The 15,567-nt window shown below is 59.8% G+C and carries 13 protein-coding genes and 1 tRNA gene; 5 read left to right on the top strand and 9 right to left on the bottom strand.

Features of this window, described 5'->3' with window-relative positions:
* Positions 1 to 150: 150 nt before the first annotated feature.
* Genes hisG through HMPREF2820_RS02690 form a run of 3 tightly spaced genes read right to left on the bottom strand, consistent with a single transcriptional unit; the run spans position 151 to position 1,980 of the window.
* Positions 151 to 996, bottom strand: coding sequence for an ATP phosphoribosyltransferase (hisG, locus tag HMPREF2820_RS02700; RefSeq protein WP_016422792.1), 846 nt, complete (start codon positions 994 to 996; stop codon positions 151 to 153).
* A 14-nt stretch (positions 997 to 1,010) separates the two neighbouring features.
* Positions 1,011 to 1,274, bottom strand: coding sequence for a phosphoribosyl-ATP diphosphatase (locus tag HMPREF2820_RS02695; RefSeq protein WP_005510825.1), 264 nt, complete (start codon positions 1,272 to 1,274; stop codon positions 1,011 to 1,013).
* Between the two features lie 22 nt (positions 1,275 to 1,296).
* Entirely contained in the window at positions 1,297 to 1,980 is a 684-nt protein-coding gene (locus HMPREF2820_RS02690) for an HAD family hydrolase (RefSeq protein ID WP_080985620.1), read from the bottom strand.
* 155 nt (positions 1,981 to 2,135) lie between these two features.
* Here HMPREF2820_RS02690 and HMPREF2820_RS02685 point away from each other — a divergent pair, with 155 nt between their 5' ends.
* On the top strand, positions 2,136 to 3,041 hold the full coding sequence (locus HMPREF2820_RS02685; RefSeq protein ID WP_070602627.1) for a thioesterase family protein: 906 nt from the start codon (positions 2,136 to 2,138) through the stop codon (positions 3,039 to 3,041).
* Positions 3,042 to 3,048: 7 nt separating this feature from the next.
* Here HMPREF2820_RS02685 and metH read toward each other — a convergent pair whose 3' ends face one another.
* From metH to HMPREF2820_RS02665, 4 genes are read right to left on the bottom strand one after another with little or no spacing between them, the layout of a single operon-like run.
* Entirely contained in the window at positions 3,049 to 6,708 is a 3,660-nt protein-coding gene (gene metH / locus HMPREF2820_RS02680) for a methionine synthase (protein WP_049170562.1), read from the bottom strand.
* A 49-nt stretch (positions 6,709 to 6,757) separates the two neighbouring features.
* Complete coding sequence (locus HMPREF2820_RS02675; protein WP_016422788.1) at positions 6,758 to 7,165, bottom strand: hypothetical protein; 408 nt, start codon at positions 7,163 to 7,165, stop codon at positions 6,758 to 6,760.
* Between the two features lie 2 nt (positions 7,166 to 7,167).
* Positions 7,168 to 8,523: a cysteine--1-D-myo-inosityl 2-amino-2-deoxy-alpha-D-glucopyranoside ligase gene (gene mshC, locus HMPREF2820_RS02670; protein WP_070602624.1), complete on the bottom strand. Its 1,356-nt coding sequence runs from the start codon at positions 8,521 to 8,523 to the stop codon at positions 7,168 to 7,170.
* A gap of 18 nt (positions 8,524 to 8,541) precedes the next feature.
* The gene (locus tag HMPREF2820_RS02665) at positions 8,542 to 9,423 is read right to left on the bottom strand and encodes an undecaprenyl-diphosphate phosphatase (protein WP_040361409.1); all 882 of its coding nucleotides are present in this window, start codon (positions 9,421 to 9,423) and stop codon (positions 8,542 to 8,544) included.
* Between the two features lie 132 nt (positions 9,424 to 9,555).
* Here HMPREF2820_RS02665 and HMPREF2820_RS02660 point away from each other — a divergent pair, with 132 nt between their 5' ends.
* From HMPREF2820_RS02660 to HMPREF2820_RS02650, 3 genes are all read left to right on the top strand, one after another.
* Positions 9,556 to 10,491, top strand: a complete 936-nt coding sequence (locus tag HMPREF2820_RS02660) for an aldo/keto reductase (protein WP_070602622.1) — start codon at positions 9,556 to 9,558, stop codon at positions 10,489 to 10,491.
* Positions 10,492 to 10,599: 108 nt separating this feature from the next.
* Complete coding sequence (locus HMPREF2820_RS02655) at positions 10,600 to 11,763, top strand: hypothetical protein (RefSeq protein WP_187401166.1); 1,164 nt, start codon at positions 10,600 to 10,602, stop codon at positions 11,761 to 11,763.
* Entirely contained in the window at positions 11,764 to 12,864 is a 1,101-nt protein-coding gene (locus tag HMPREF2820_RS02650; protein WP_049189276.1) for a quinone-dependent dihydroorotate dehydrogenase, read from the top strand.
* 138 nt (positions 12,865 to 13,002) lie between these two features.
* Here HMPREF2820_RS02650 and HMPREF2820_RS02645 read toward each other — a convergent pair whose 3' ends face one another.
* A complete protein-coding gene (locus HMPREF2820_RS02645) occupies positions 13,003 to 13,599 on the bottom strand; it encodes a YbhB/YbcL family Raf kinase inhibitor-like protein (RefSeq protein ID WP_070602620.1) in 597 nt (198 codons plus the stop codon).
* Between the two features lie 226 nt (positions 13,600 to 13,825).
* On the opposite strand from HMPREF2820_RS02645, the gene HMPREF2820_RS02640 reads away from it, so the two are divergent.
* Positions 13,826 to 13,911 (top strand) — tRNA-Leu (locus tag HMPREF2820_RS02640).
* 73 nt (positions 13,912 to 13,984) lie between these two features.
* Here HMPREF2820_RS02640 and cls read toward each other — a convergent pair.
* The gene (gene cls / locus HMPREF2820_RS02635) at positions 13,985 to 15,478 is read right to left on the bottom strand and encodes a cardiolipin synthase (RefSeq protein WP_070547124.1); all 1,494 of its coding nucleotides are present in this window, start codon (positions 15,476 to 15,478) and stop codon (positions 13,985 to 13,987) included.
* Positions 15,479 to 15,567 lie beyond the last annotated feature (89 nt).

Below are 15,567 nucleotides of genomic sequence, written 5' to 3'. Positions count from 1 at the left end.
ATGCTCAGTGCCAAGCCTACTACTTACGTCGACGTAGGTGGGAGTGAAAATGCATTGGTCAGTTCCCCGCTCGAGATGGGGATCCATCTCGAAAAGGGCCCCTACTTGAGACGGCACGCCCCCTCACCCCTCGAGCAGGTCACGTCTCCACTAAATACGCGCGATACGGATATTCGAAGCCAAGATCGCCTCGGCACCAATCTTCGCCAGGGCATCCATGAGCGGGTTGGCCTCGGCCTTCGGCACTAGCGCGCGAACTGCTACCCAATCCTCGTTAGCCAGCGGCGACACGGTCGGACCAGACAGGCCCGGGGTGAGCTTGGATGCCTCTTCCAGCGCGGACGCACGGATGTTGTAGTCAATCATCAAGTACGTCTTGGCATGCAGAATGCCGGTCATGCGACGCAGGAACACCTGCTGCTCCTCGGTGACCTCTACACCCTTGCGTCCGACAACAACTGCCTCAGAGCTGACCAAAACATCGCCGAATGGCTTCAGTCCCTGTTTGCGCAGGGTGCGACCGGTGGAGACAACATCGGCGATTACGTCGGCAACTCCCAAGCGGATGGAAATCTCCACTGCACCATCAAGGCGAATGACGGTGGCGTTAATGCCACGAGCCTTCAGATCCTCGCGCACCAGATTCGGGTACGAGGTGGCAATGCGCTTGCCCTCCAGAGCTTCTACGGTCCACTCCTCATCGGCCGGAGCGGCGTAGCGGAAGGTCGAGGCGCCGAAGCCCAGATTCAGAACCTCATCGACCGGAGCCAGCGAGTCAGCGGCCAGGTCGCGGCCGGTGATGCCCAAATCCAGATGGCCGTTGCCAACGTAGATGGGAATATCCTTCGGGCGGAGGAAGAAAAACTCAATGTCGTTGGCTTCGTCGTGGATGGTCAGGCTCTTGGAGTCGCCTCGACCCGGGTAGCCAGCTTCCTTCAGGATTTCGACTGCCGCCTCGGACAGCGATCCCTTGTTGGGCACGGCAATACGCAGCATGGTGTTGATTTCTCCTACAGGTACTTGTAAACATCCTCGGGGCTCAGCCCGCGACCGACCATGACCACCTGCAGCCAGTACAACAGCTGCGAAATCTCCTCTGCGAGGGCTTCGTCAGATTCGTGCTCAGCTGCAAGCCAGACCTCACCGGCCTCTTCGACAATTTTCTTGCCCTGGAAATGCACACCAGCGTCCAGCGCCTTGACTGTGCCCGATCCCTCGGGGCGCGACTGTGCTTTTTCCTTCAGCTCTGCAAACAGGTCATCAAAGTTCTTCACCCGGTCTATTGTTCCATGTCGTCTACTCGCCCGCGAAAGCAGCCCGCAATAAGCCCAAATTCGAGGTATCCAAATTGCCCGAAATGAAGCGCGCCGGGGGTACTAACGTCCCCACATCAGCCTGCGAAACGCTCACATCCGGCATTGGATTCCACACCACCGTGCATCCCGCAGCGAGTGCAGAGCGCACCCCCGTTGAGGAATCTTCGATAGCCAGGCAGTCCTCTGGCGCAAATCCGGCTAGCTCTGCGCCACGCAAGTACGGATCCGGTGCCGGTTTGCCGTTGGCCACCTCATCGCTACACACTGTTGCGGCGAAGTGCTGCTCCCCCATGACATCAATGCAGGGTTGCGCCACGTGCCGACGGGTATTGGTCACCAACACCACCGGAATGTCAGCAGCCCGGGCCTGGTCCAAAATCGCCGGCACACCCGGGCGCCACTCCACCCCATGTTCTAGAACCAATTCAGTGAAGCGACCTTCGACGAATTGGGAGCCCGAGGCAAACAGCTCGTCGTCAAGCGTGCGTCCCGCATGGTCAGCACAAATCGACAGCGTATCCCAGAGTGTGTTGCCGACGCACTGCATGCGCAACTCCGGAGTCAGGCGACGGCCTACGAATTCCGAGAGGTCGTACGTGGCAATCTCCCACAGAGGTTCCGTGTTGATGAGGCTGCCGTCCATGTCCCACAAAATTGCTTTCACACCATGCGACTATGCCAGGCAATCAAGCATTTAGCGATTATGTCAGCAAAACCGTCGGATAAAGGTTTAGAGTTTCAGGAAGGAAAGTATGTTGCGGTGCTGCATGAAATCACCGCATGAACGTGTCCCGCGTGAATGAAAGGCATCGACTCGCTATGACAACCACTGAAGATTCGCTCGCCCAGGCTATCGACCAACCCGAGGCATACTTCATTCCGCTAGGGACGGTCACCGAAGGCGAGCTCAGCTACGAGCGCTTCATGCCCACCAGCTTCACTTATGGGGCGTGGGGGCCGTTTCAGCACGGTGCGCCGCCGTCGGCGCTGCTGACGCGCATGTTGGAGCGCCGCCGTCTGGAAAGCGAGGGGATGCGTATTACTCGCATCGCCGTGGATCTGTTGTCGGCTGTACCGTACACGGAGCTCCGCGCGCGCTCATGGGTCTCGCGCCCGGGGCGGCAGATCGCCAAGGTCGAAGCCGAATTGCTTGCCGACGTCAAGGGTGCCTGGCGACCAGTTGCCACCGCGTCCGCATGGATGATGGCCACTGCGGATACGCGGGATATTGAGCGTGCATTCGACAAGCAGGTGCCCGGGCCCGAGGAATGCAGCGCCGAGTACATTCCGCTTACCGACGATTGGAGTGGCGGCTACATCGAATCAATTGAAGCCCGCGCCGGCGCGACGGAAGAGCTGGCCGAGACGCAAATTCACTGGGTTCGCGCGCAGTACCCAATCGTGCTCGGGGAGGAGCCGACTGCGGTGGAGCGAGTCATGCAGGTAGCTGATACCGCCAACGGTATCGGGGCCACGCTGAGCCCGCACCAGTGGGCGTTTATGAATACCGACTTAGTGGTTCACCTGCACCGACTCCCCCAGCTCGGCGCCTCGGAGAAGTCGGCGGAATCGGAGTTGCAGCCGGAAGACGGCGGCTGGGTGGGCATCGCCGCCCGCGGTTCCATTGGGCCGGACGGAATCGGCATGACCGCGGGCGAGCTCTACGATATGCACGGCCCCATCGGCCGCAGCATGCAGACCTTGCTGGTGCGACCGCAGGGATAACGCGAAGCTACACGTTAAAGTACTTCGCTTCCGGGTGGTAGAGCACGAACGCATCGGTGGACTGCTCTGGGTGCAGCTGGAGCTCCTCAGAGAGCTCCACGCCGATGCGCTCCGGCTGCAGCAGGTCAATCATGCCCTGACGGAAGGTCAGATCCGGACAGGAACCATAGCCGAAGGAGTAACGAGCGCCGCGGTACTTCAGGTCAAAGAAGTCCTGGGTATCGTCGGAGTCTTCCGCGCCAACACTTGTGCCGTCGGAGAACGCGAGCTCGGAGCGAATGCGCTGGTGCCAGTACTCGGCCAGCGCCTCGGTGAGCTGCACGCCGATACCGTGAACCTCCAGGTAGTCGCGGTATTCGTTCTTGGCGTAAATATCGTTGGCGAAGTCAGCGATGGGCTGTCCCATGGTCACCAGCTGGAACGGCATGACGTCGGTCTGTCCTGCGGCGATGGCATCTTCGCGCGAGCGAATGAAGTCAGCAATGCATAGGAAGCGACCACGCTGCTGGCGCGGGAAGGTCCAGGACACCACTGGCTCTGCCGCGGGGTCGGGCTGCTCCCCTTCCGCAGGTAGCGGCAGTACGTGTACGGTATCGCCCTCAGAAACTGCTGGGAAGTAGCCATAGACGACAGCCGCATGCTGGAGGATGTTCTCGGCGCGCAGGCGCTGCAGCCATGCGCGCAGGCGTGGACGACCATCGGATTCGACCAGTTCCTCGTAACTCGGCCCCTCGTCGCCGCGGGTGCCGCGCAGTCCCCACTGCCCCATGAACAGAGCGCGTTCGTCGAGGGTGGTCAGGTAGTCGTCGAGGGGCAGGCCCTTGACAATGCGGGTTCCCCAGAACGGCGGTGTCGCAACGGGGACATCAGCGGCGACATCGGAACGCTCCGGCACCTCGGGGGCTTCAGCAGCAGCCTTGGCGGCGCGCTGCGCGGCGATGCGCTTGGAGCGCTCACGGCGGGCGCGGCGAGCTTCCTTCTTCTCGCGGGCGGCAATGGCCTCTGGCGAATTCTCGTCTGGGCCGAGGCCCTTCTTAGCTGCCATCAGCTCGTCCATGATGCGCAGTCCTTCGAAGGCATCCCTGCCGTAGTAGACATCGCCGTGGTAGAGCTCGGACAGGTCGTCTTCCACGTAGCTACGCGTCAGCGCGGCGCCGCCGAGCAGTACTGGGAAGCGGGTGGCATCGCCGGCGGAGTTGATCTCCAGCAGGTTGTCCTTCATCACCACAGTGGACTTCACCAGCAGGCCGGACATGCCGATAGCGTCGACATCCAGTTCCTTGGCGGCGGACAGAATCGTAGCGATCGGCTGCTTAATGCCCAGGTTATGCACGGTGTAGCCGTTGTTGGAGAGAATAATCTCCACCAGGTTCTTGCCGATGTCGTGGACATCGCCCTTCACCGTGGCCAGCACAATCGAACCCTTGGAGCCCGTGGCATCCTCGGCATCCATAAAGCCCTCGAGGTAGCCCACCGCGGCCTTCATCGTCTCGGCAGACTGCAACACGAATGGCAGCTGCATCTGACCGGAACCGAACAGGTCACCAACGGTCTGCATGCCGCGCAGCAGGTCCTCGTTGACAATCGCCAGCGGTTCCTTTTCCTTCATGCCCTCGTCGAGGTCAGCTTCGATACCTGTGCGCTCGCCGTCGATGATGCGCTGCGCCAGGCGGTCGAACAGCGGCATGGCGGCGAGTTTTTCGGCCCGGGCGTCCTTCGCGTCAGCGGCGGAGACTCCTTCGAAGAGCTCCATGAAGACCTGCAGTGGGTCGTACTCCCCGTCGGGGTGTCCCGCTTCACGACGGCGGTCGTAGACCATATCGAGAGCGACTTCGCGCTGTTTGTCGTCGATCTTGTTCATCGGCAAGATCTTGGAGCTGTGGGCAATGGCGGAGTCCAGACCGGCCTCGATGCACTCGTTGAGGAACACCGAGTTGAGTACCTGGCGAGCCGCCGGGTTCAGACCGAAGGAAATGTTGGACAGACCGAGCGTGGTGTGCACGTTCGGGTGGCGACGCTTAAGTTCGCGGATGGCTTCGATGGTTTCGATGCCGTCGCGGCGAGTTTCCTCCTGGCCAGTGGAAATCGGGAAAGTCAGACAGTCGACAATAATGTCCTGCTCGCGCAGTCCCCACGTGCCGGTGATGTCGGCGATGAGACGCTCGGCGATCTCAATCTTCTTGTCCTTTGTACGCGCCTGACCTTCTTCGTCGATAGTCAAAGCGACCACGGCAGCACCGTGCTCAACAACCTGGCGCATAATGCGCTGGTAGCGCGAGTCCGGGCCATCGCCGTCTTCAAAGTTCACAGAGTTGACCGCGCAGCGACCACCGAGGTGCTCCAGGCCAGTCTTCAAAACCTCCGGTTCCGTGGAGTCCAGCATGACCGGCAACGTCACCGAGGTGGCGATCTGCGATGCCAGGGTTGCCATGTCATCGCGACCGTCGCGCCCCACGTAGTCCACACACAGGTCGATCATGTGTGCGCCATCGGTGACCTGACCGCGGGCGGTGTTTAGGCACTTCTCCCAGTCGCCGGCCAGCATGGCCTCGCGGAAAGCCTTGGAACCGTTGGCGTTGGTGCGCTCACCAATCATGGTGATGCCGGTTGTCTGCGTCAGCGGGGTTGCCGAGTACAGAGAAGCGACCTCATCGATTGGCTTTGCGTCCGGATCCGTCGATGGGCGTGCTGCCTGAACAGCAGGGCCCTGCTCGGCGTAGGCGCCTGCACCGGTAATAGCATCGCGAACAGCGGAAACATGCTCCGGTGTGGTACCACAGCAGCCACCGACCATCGCCAGGCCAAACTCTTCAACAAAGCCGCGCAGCGCTGTGGCCAGCTCTGGGGCGGTCAGCGGGTAGGTCGCACCGTTCTTACCCAGCACTGGCAGGCCCGCATTCGGCATTACCGATACCGGGATGGAGGCGAAATTGGACAGGTAGCGTAGGTGCTCGCTCATCTCGTCCGGACCCGTTGCACAGTTCAGGCCAATCATGTCGATACCCAGCGGCTGCAGCGCTGCCAGGGCTGCACCAATCTCCGAGCCCATCAGCATGGTGCCTGTGGTCTCGACAGTCACGTGGACGACAATCGGAATCTTCTTCTCAGCCTGTCGCATGGCGGCCTTGACGCCATTGACTGCTGCCTTGACCTGCAGCAAGTCTTGACAGGTCTCAATCAAAAACGCATCCGCGCCACCGGAAATCATGCCGAGTCCGGCCTCCGTGTAAGCGTCGCGAAGCTGAGCGTACGGAGCGTGCCCCAAAGACGGCAGCTTCGTGCCCGGGCCCAGCGAACCGAGGACAAAGCGTCGCATACCCTCGCGCCCCGGCCCCATTTCGTCAGCGACCTTGCGGGCGATTGCGGTGCCCTTGTGCGCTAGCTCCTGGATACGGTCTTCAATGTCGTAATCCGCGAGGTTCGGGAAGTTGCAGCCGAAGGTATTGGTTTCCACCAGGTCGGCGCCGGCCTCGAAATAACGCCGGTGAATCGTCTCGATGATGTCGGGACGAGTGTCATTGAGAATCTCATTACAGCCCTCGTAGCCGAGGAAGTCCGCGTCAACGTCGAGGTCAAAAGACTGCAGCTGGGTACCCATGGCGCCATCGCCAATGAGTACACGGCTGTGCAGTGCGGTGAGGAACTCGGAAGAGTGGCGATCAGTCATGAATAGACACCTTAGTCTACTTTCATAACCGCGCCGTTAATCGGGCTGGTTATTCCATCTCAAAGTAGCTTTCCGCCTTCACCGCAGGCAGGTCCAAACCGACAGCCTTCGTTGCGGAATTGATAATCGCGAGAATCTCGTCGAGCTCCTCATCAAAAATCGAGCCACCGTGCTCATGCTCAATCGCAGCCACGCGCTGTAGGCAGTTCTCTACCGCCTGCGTTGCGGCTTCTTCTCGCTTATCGACGGCCAGTTCCGCCGCCTGATCAATACCAGCGGCGGCCTCACGGAGGGCTTCCCCGACCTGGTCGGCTACCGATTCGTCAAAAAGTGGCTCCCAGAACTCGCGTTCCTCGGGCTGCAGGTAGCTGCCGGTGGCAAACATGCGCAAATCGGCAACTAGCTTATCGATGTTCTCTTGCGTTACTTCGACAGCAGACAGATCTGAGTTGCTCATGCTCAAATTTTAACGCCAAGCAGTGCGTCCAGCGCGGCGGCAACGAATTCTCCGGCACCCGCTGTGCCGGTTACTGTGCCAGTATCTGCCTTGTTGCCGGTAGCCGAGGACCACTCCGCAGCCCAGGCATCGATAGCGTCCAGAGCAGCCGGCGTATCCAGGTCATTGGCCAGGCTTGCGCGCACATCGGCAACCAGTGCCGCTGCTGCACTCACAGCCTTCTCATCGGTGGCAGTCTTAGTAGCTGCGCAAGCCGCACGCCAGGCCTCGAGACGTGCCTTGGCCGCCTCCAGCACCTCGTCCGACCAATCGCGATCAGAGCGGTAATGGCTGGCGAACACGCCAATGCGAATAGCGCTCGGGTCGACGCCGGCGGCCACCAGCTTGGAGACAAACACCAGGTTGCCCAGCGACTTGGACATCTTCACGCCATCCAGGGCAATCATGCCAGCGTGAACATAATGGCGCGCCATACGTGCACAGCCAGTAGCGGCTTCAGCGTGAGCCGCCGAGAACTCGTGGTGCGGGAACGCGAGATCCGAGCCACCGCCCTGAATGTCGAAGCTCTTACCCAGGCGGTTGGTGGCAATCGCCGAGCACTCAATGTGCCAACCCGGCCGGCCCGCACCAAAAGGAGCCTCCCAGCTTGGCTCCCCGGGGCGAGCGGCACGCCACACCAGCGCGTCCAGTGGGTCCTCCTTGCCCGGGCGATCCGGGTCGCCACCGCGCTCCGCAAAGAACTCCGCCATCTGCTCTGCCGAGTAATTGGACTCGTAACCAAAGTTCTCAGTGGCACTCTTGCGGAAGTACACATCCGGGTACTCGTCATCGGTGAGCTGGTAGGCCGAGCCATTCTCCAGCAGCTTCTCGACCATTTCCACGACCTCGCCCACGGACTCAATGGCGCCGATATAGTCGCGCGGTGGAATCACCGACAGGTCTTCCATATCTGAGCGAAACAAATCAATCTGCGAGGTGCCCAGCTCGCGCCAGTCCACCCCATCGCGCTCCGCACGTTCGAACAACGGGTCATCGACATCGGTGATGTTCTGCACGTAATGCACCGAGTGTCCATTGTCCAGCAGCTGACGGTAAATCAGATCAAAGGTGAGGTAGGTTGCTGCGTGCCCCAGGTGCGTGGCGTCATAGGGTGTGATGCCACACACGTACATGGTCGCCTCCGGTCCCGCTTCCACCTGGGAGACCTTCTGATCCGCGGTGTCGTAGAGGCGTAGGGGTACCGATGTTGAGCTTTCGTCGTCAAGCGAATGCGCCTTACCTGTATTGCTGGCGCGGTTGAACACATCGAAACGCGCATCGCCGAGACTGGGAACCTGTGGTTGGGGCCACGAATGCATTAAATACTCACTACCTCACTAAACCGCGTTGATCGTGCCGAAGCCGAGCAACACCATAACAATCAAACCGACCGGGATGCGGTACGCGGCGAACCAAGCGAAGGAGTGGTTCGACACAAACTTCAGCAGCCATGCGATAGACGCATAGCCGACGACGAAGGCAATCAGCGTACCGATGGCCAATTGCGCACCACTAGCGGCCTGTCCCGCCGCAGGGTCAAACGCGTCTGGGAGCGAAAAAATTCCAGCAGCGAAAACAGCGGGGATAGCCAGCAGGAAGGAAAAGCGCGTTGCAACCTCTCGGTCCAAGTGCAAGAACAGGCCGGCAGACACCGTACCGCCCGAGCGCGACACACCCGGAATGAGCGCCAGGCACTGCGCGAAACCCATGACGATGGCATCCCGCATGGTCAGCTCTTCATAGTTGCGCTCACGACGGCCGAACTTCTCTGCGGCGATAAAGACAAAGGAGAAAAGCACTAACACAGCGGCTGTAATCCAGAGATTGCGCAGGTTATCGCGGATGAGGTCCTTCCCCAGCACGCCGATGATGGCAATCGGCAGCGTGCCGACAATCACCATCCACCCCATGCGGTAGTTGAAACCGCGGGCTTCCTTATTGAACAGACCGGCAAACCAGCCAGTGAGGATCTGCCAGATGTCCTTAGCGAAGAACACCAACACAGCCAATTCGGTACCAAGCTGCACCACAGCGGTGAAGGATGCGCCGGCGTCCTGGCCCCACAGCAGCTCGGAGACAATCCGAAGGTGCCCCGAGGAACTCACCGGGAGAAATTCCGTCAGACCTTGCACTACGGACAGGATGATTGTCTGCGCCCAGGTCATACCGGTGCCGGCGGTATCGGCAGCGGTATCCGCTGAGGCGCTTAGTGTCGTCATGATAGTCACGGGTGTATAGGCTACTCGTTCGGTTTGTGTTGTGGCTATAGCGAGGTTTCGGTGCGGCGATTGCGAGACCTCTCCCGCGGAACTTTTCCCGCGACCGCACACGGGTGTCCTAAAGTAAAAATCGTGCAACAACGAATTCTGGGCAACAGCGGTTTACGCGTCTCCGCCTTGGGGCTGGGTACGGCCACCTGGGGTGCGGGTACCAGGCAAGACGAGGCCGGACGCATCCTGACGGACTTCCTCGACGCCGGAGGCAACCTTGTCGACGCTTCCCCACTCCACGGCGGCGACACTGTTGCCGACATGCTGGGTGCGGTCATCGCAAAGCGCGGCGTTGCCGACGAATTGGTGCTCTCGGTCGCATCTGGCATACACCCCGAGCGGCCCGTCGGCAGGCGCGTGGACTGCTCGCGTAAGACACTGCAAAAGGACCTCGACGATACGCTCGGACGCCTCGGCGTCGAACACATTGATCTGTGGTCGCCCGGCTACTGGGATGGGCTGACCCCACCGGAAGAGGTCGCCGACACCCTGGAATGGGCTGTGCGTACGGGGAAAGTACGTTACGCCGGACTGCGTGGATACAGCGGATGGCAGGCAGCGGTGACGCATGCCGCCGCGGATCGAATCGCTCCGGTGTTCGCACAGCATGAGTACTCGCTGCTCCAGCGAAGCCCTGAGGCAGAACTGCTGCCCGCCTGTGAGCATTTGGGGCTCGGCTTTATCGGTGGCGCCCCACTGGCCCAAGGCGTTTTGACCGCCAAATACCAGCACATCATTCCCGAGGACTCCCGCGCTGCTTCCGAACACGCCGATGCAGAGGTACAGGACTATCTCGACACACGCGGCGTCACGGTTGCAGGCGCGCTGACCACCGCAGCCAAGGGGCTCGGCGTCAGTGCTGCCGTCGCAGCGATTTCCTGGGCACGCGATCGGCCGGGCGTCACCTCGATCCTCGTTGGCGCTCGAGACCGCGCTCAGCTACGCGAAAACCTCACCGCCGAACAACTCACGCTGCCACCGCAGATTTGCAACGCGCTTGACGACGTCACGCTGTAATCAGTAACCGCATTCTTATAAAGACTTATAAGGCACAACGAATGCGAGAGCCTCCCACGGCTGGAGGCGTCCACAAAGTAATCAGGCCGGGGTGGTAGTTTCTATAGCGTGAGTGAAAACAGTCGTCGACGTGTCATAACCTCCCTTCTAGCGGGGCTTTCCGCTAGCGCAGTGGTCCTGGCAGGGTGCTCCTCCGATGTGGAAGGAGACATCGATGCCGGAATGGGCAACGCCACGCCAGTGCCGGCCGCTTCACCCGCTGCTCCCGATACTGCTATCGGGAGGGCCAAGAAGATTGATGAGGACGTTACCGATGCCGTGCTGGTCGGCGACCGAGTTGTCCTGAAGGCCGGGGACAAAATCTTTGCCGGTCCGCTGAATAACCCAATTGAGCGATCAATGAAGCTGGACGCGAAGTGTGGTGAGCTCGCGCCGGGCGGCCCTAACGCTCTGCTGCCGTGTGAAGATGGCATCCACGTCATTACTGACCAGGCTACGGAAACGGCCGTTGTCGGCCGTGGCACCAACTACTCCGCCGCAGTTGGCCTGGAAGGCGGTCGCATCATCGGTGCCCATGCGGATAGCAATGTCGTCGATGTGTTCGGCGCTGATGGCGAGTTGGCCAGTGACTTCAAGGCTGCCAATAACGGTTCGCAGCTCGTTGAGATTCCCAAAGCGGACAATGACGCGGACGTCAAGCTGTTAGAGGTCAACCGTCCGGAGACTTCGGTGCATGAGCTCAAGCTCGATGAGTCTCGCGCTGGCTCTGCGCTGCGTGCGGGCATCGGCGTCGGCAAGGTAGCTTCCGGTGATCATGTCATTGCTGCCGCAGACACCAAGGGCAACCAGCTTCTTATTTACACTGCCACTGACGTCATTCGCCTCCACCAGGCAGCTCCGGCCCCGGAGGCTCCGTGGGCGGTAGCGGTCGATGAATCGCGCGGAATTGTCTGGGTGACTTCGACGAAGGTGAACAAGCTGACTGGCTACGACATCAGCTCGGGTACCCCAGTCAAGGTCGCGGACATCAACACGGTTGCAGATCCACAGTCGATTGTTGCCACCGAGGATGGCCAGATTGGCGTCTTCTCGGCTACCGGTGACGGGGCCCAGATTTTTGACTCCGCGGACGTCGATAAGGCAATTGCTGATTTCAAGCAGGATGCAGAGAAGATTCGTGAGGAGATGTCGGTTCGGGAACCAGCCGATAAACTACCGACCGGTGCAGGTGACACCAAGGGAGCAGACGACTCCGAGGGAGAGACTAAGTAGATGCCTTCGAAACTTCGCGCCAAGTCCTATCAACTCGCGCTAAAGGCAATGTTCCAGGTCCCACCGGAGCAGATTCACGAGGCCATCTCGAAGACCCTGAAGGGGCTGCAGAAGTCGGAGAGTCTACAGCGGGCGGTGAGCAAGTTACTCGTTGTTGACGATGCTGTGCTGCGTCAAACCGTGTTCGGCGTGGACTTCCCGCGTCCGCTGGGGCTCGCCGCAGGCTTCGACAAGGCTGCTATTGCTCCGGATTGCTGGGGGCCAATTGGTTTTGGCTACGCGGAACTGGGAACCGTGACTGCCAAGCCGCAGCCGGGCAATGATCGCCCGCGTCTGTTCCGTCTGAAGGAAGACCGCGCCATTTTGAACCGTATGGGTTTCAACAACCCCGGCGCAGCTGCTGTAGCGGAGAACTTGCGGTCGCGTCGCAGTGACGACGTGATTGGTATCAACATTGGCAAGACCAAGGTGACTCCGCTGGAAGAGGCCGTCGATGACTATCGAGAGTCGGCCAGCCAGCTCGGCGGCTTGGCGGACTACGTTGTTGTCAATGTCTCCTCACCGAACACGCCGGGTCTGCGCGACCTTCAGGCGGTGGAGTCACTGCGCCCGATTCTGGCAGCGGTGACTGAGGAGACCGACTCGCCGGTGCTGGTCAAAATCGCTCCTGATCTCTCTGACGATGATGTCATCGCGGTTGCTGACCTGGCTGTTGACCTGGGGCTGGCAGGCATTGTGGCTACCAACACCACCATTTCTCGTGAGGGTCTGCGTACGCCCGCGGATGAGGTCGCGGAGATGGGGGCCGGTGGAGTCTCGGGTGCTCCTGTGGCAGCTCGGTCACTAGAGGTGCTGAAGCTGCTGCACGAGCGCGTCGGAGACAAACTAGTTCTCATCAGCGTCGGCGGCATTGAAACTGCTGAGCAGGCGTGGGAGCGGATTGCCAACGGCGCTTCCCTGTTGCAGGGCTACACACCGTTGATTTATGGCGGTCCAGACTGGATTCGTGACATTCACCAAGGGTTGGCTCGCCAGATTCGAGCTCAGGGATTCTACTCCATTTCGGAGGCAGTCGGCTGTGGTCTGCCGTGGCGTGGTTAATTGCTGAAAGCCGTTGAGGCTTCCTAACCCAATAAACACGTGACCCCGGGGCCAGCTGCCATGAAGGCGCTGGCCCCGGGGTTTTCTGTATGAGTAGCGTGCCCGGTCGGTTGAGTTGCCCGTGTGGGCGGCGTATCCCTACTCCCCGACGTTCTCCCACCACGGCGTGATGATGGCACGCGCAATCGAGTGGAAGTACAGATTGAAGCCAAGCACGGTCGGCGTCGCATCTTCCGGAACTTCAAGCTTCTCCACGTCGACCGCGTGCACCGCATACATGTAACGGTGTGGGGCATGCTGCGCCGGTGGGTTAGCTCCGTAGTGACCACGCATGCCCGAGTCGCCGACAAGCTGGATAGCGCCTTCTGGCAGCTTAGAGCCGTCTTCGGAGCCAGCTCCCTGTGGCAGACCCTTTTCGGTCGCTGGAATGTTGAAGACAGCCCAGTGCCAGAAGCCCGAAGCGGTCGGAGCATCCGGATCGAAGCAGGTCACGGCAATGGACTTAGTGCCCTCCGGCAGATTTGCCCAATCCAGTTGTGGGGAAACATTCGACGGAGCGCGGAATTCATCCGCAATCTTCTCGCCGTCCTTGATATCTGGCGAGGACAGCTCGAAGGTTGGCAAATCCTTCAGCGGTGCGTACGGATCTGGTCCCGGGAAAACCGGAGCATTTGCAGTGTTGTTTGTAGCGTTGTTTGCAGTGTCGTTTGCGGTGTCGTTGGAATTCGTAGTCATAACTACCAGTTTGCCTACTTTATGAGCGCGCTGCAGGGACTTCACAAGACTCCCTATCTGCAGGGCCTGATTCTCAGTGCGAATCCAAGGCGGATGCGGGGCTAACACCGCTGATGTAATTACACCCAGGTTTGGCGCGCTAATGCCCCTCTGACCTGCCAATTTGTGTTTCATTATGTAGTCGGGATACAGTATCACAGGTCAGCACGGAAGTGCTTCCTACCCGGTCCGGGTGGCGGAATGGCAGACGCGCTAGCTTGAGGTGCTAGTGCCCTATTAACGGGCGTGGGGGTTCAAGTCCCCCTCCGGACACAAGATAAATCCCGAGGAACTGCAGTAAATGCAGCTCTCGGGATTTTTGCTTTATCTGTCGTATGGGACTGCCCTATTGCAGCGCCGAGGTCAAGCGGAAAACAGAGTCCAGGTAGCGCTGACGAAGGGGCCGGTCATTCCATTCCTCCTGGGTGAGCAGGAAAGATTTGTCGCGGTACTCGTCGGCAAGCATGATCAGTTTGTCCACGATGGAACCGGCGGCGGAAAGAAGCGTGATCTCGTAGTTGAGGCCGAACGAGCGCATATCCAGATTGGAGGAGCCGAACATGGCCATGCGGTCGTCGATAACCATGAACTTGGAGTGCAGGACCGCAGGCGCCGGATAGCGGTAGATCTTCACGCCAGCGGTTAGCAGTGCCTGGTAGTAGGACTGCTGCGCGTGGCCGACCATGAACTGATCGGACTCTTCGTTGACGTAGAGCTGGACGTCGATGCCTCCATATGCGGCAGAGGTCAGCGCCATGAGCATGGATTCGTCGGGGACGAAGTACGGGCTGACGGCGATAATCCGCTCGTGTGCCTGGTAGATCATGTTATTGAAGACGCGCAGGTTCGGCTCCGTGCTGAAGCCCGGACCCGACGGCAGCACCTGGACAACGTTGTAGTTGTCGTTGACTTCGGTGTTGTGGAGTGAATAGTCCCTGGTGGCGTCTGGGGTCTTGTATAGCTCGCTGGTCCAATCAACCGCGAAAATTGCGTCGAAGGCCAGCGCAATATCGCCCTCGAGCTCAATCCACGTGTCCACCCAGCGACGGCCGATCTTATGGTTCTTTTTCTTCTGATATTCGGGCTCAATCAAATTCTGCGAGCCCATGAATACAATGTCGCCGTCAACAACTACGAGCTTGCGGTGATTACGCAGATCCAGGCGGCGCCAGGTGAGCTTCAGCAAGCTCACGGGCAGCATCGGGTGCCAGGAGATTTTAGCCTGGTCCAGGCGCTTTTTCAGCTTGTAGTAGCCGGGGTACTTCCACGAACCAATTGGATCGACCAGTACCTTGACCTCTAGTCCCCTGTCGTGCGCGCGTTCAAGAGCCTGTATGAAAGGCTCCGTGCTGGAATCCAGTGCAAAGATGTAGGACTGCACGTGGATTGATTTCTGGGCCGCATCGATGGTCTCAATCATGCGGTCAATGGAGGCGTCGAATTCGGTGAAAAGTCCCTTTTCCGCGCTGGCAATTGCCGGCATTCCCGTGAGCTGGCGCGAGAGCTTGAATACGTTGACAACGTCATCTTCTATCTCGGCATCGTCCGGTACGTCGGGCAGATGCTCGGTACGTTCCGCAATGAGCTCCTGTGCCAGTGCCTGTACCTCATGCCGACGGCCCGTAATCTGCTGCGAGCCCAGGAAGAGGAACAGAGGTAGGCCGATAAATGGAATCAGCAGAATCAGCAGCAGCCACGCCGTCGAAGCCGATGGGCTTCGGTTTTCCGGCACCCATCCAATCGCGATGAACTTAATCGTGTAGTCGAGTGCGAAAAATAGTACTTGCCACCACGTTAAGTCCTCCACCAGCCACGGGAAGGTACCCATCAACCAATCCATGCAGATGATATTACTGAAGGAGTTTTCAGTACCTTTGGTCGCGGCCCCTTAGGTGCACTCTCCCCTTTTCGTGACAGCCTATTGTGACA

This window comes from Corynebacterium sp. HMSC064E08, from assembly GCF_001811805.1.
Lineage (GTDB): Bacteria > Actinomycetota > Actinomycetes > Mycobacteriales > Mycobacteriaceae > Corynebacterium > Corynebacterium jeikeium_D.
This window is presented reverse-complemented; position numbering and strand designations above follow the sequence as displayed.

Bases quoted from the DNA above. Each gene is read 5' to 3' on its own strand.
- HMPREF2820_RS02685 (WP_070602627.1), top strand. From the start codon at position 2,136: ATGACAACCACTGAAGATTCGCTCGCCCAGGCTATCGACCAACCCGAG.
- metH (WP_049170562.1), bottom strand. From the start codon at position 6,708: ATGACTGATCGCCACTCTTCCGAGTTCCTCACCGCACTGCACAGCCGT.
- HMPREF2820_RS02665 (WP_040361409.1), bottom strand. From the start codon at position 9,423: ATGACGACACTAAGCGCCTCAGCGGATACCGCTGCCGATACCGCCGGC.
- HMPREF2820_RS02645 (WP_070602620.1), bottom strand. From the start codon at position 13,599: ATGACTACGAATTCCAACGACACCGCAAACGACACTGCAAACAACGCT.
- HMPREF2820_RS02650 (WP_049189276.1), top strand. From the start codon at position 11,764: ATGCCTTCGAAACTTCGCGCCAAGTCCTATCAACTCGCGCTAAAGGCA.
- cls (WP_070547124.1), bottom strand. From the start codon at position 15,478: ATGGATTGGTTGATGGGTACCTTCCCGTGGCTGGTGGAGGACTTAACG.
- HMPREF2820_RS02675 (WP_016422788.1), bottom strand. From the start codon at position 7,165: ATGAGCAACTCAGATCTGTCTGCTGTCGAAGTAACGCAAGAGAACATC.
- hisG (WP_016422792.1), bottom strand. From the start codon at position 996: ATGCTGCGTATTGCCGTGCCCAACAAGGGATCGCTGTCCGAGGCGGCA.
- mshC (WP_070602624.1), bottom strand. From the start codon at position 8,523: ATGCATTCGTGGCCCCAACCACAGGTTCCCAGTCTCGGCGATGCGCGT.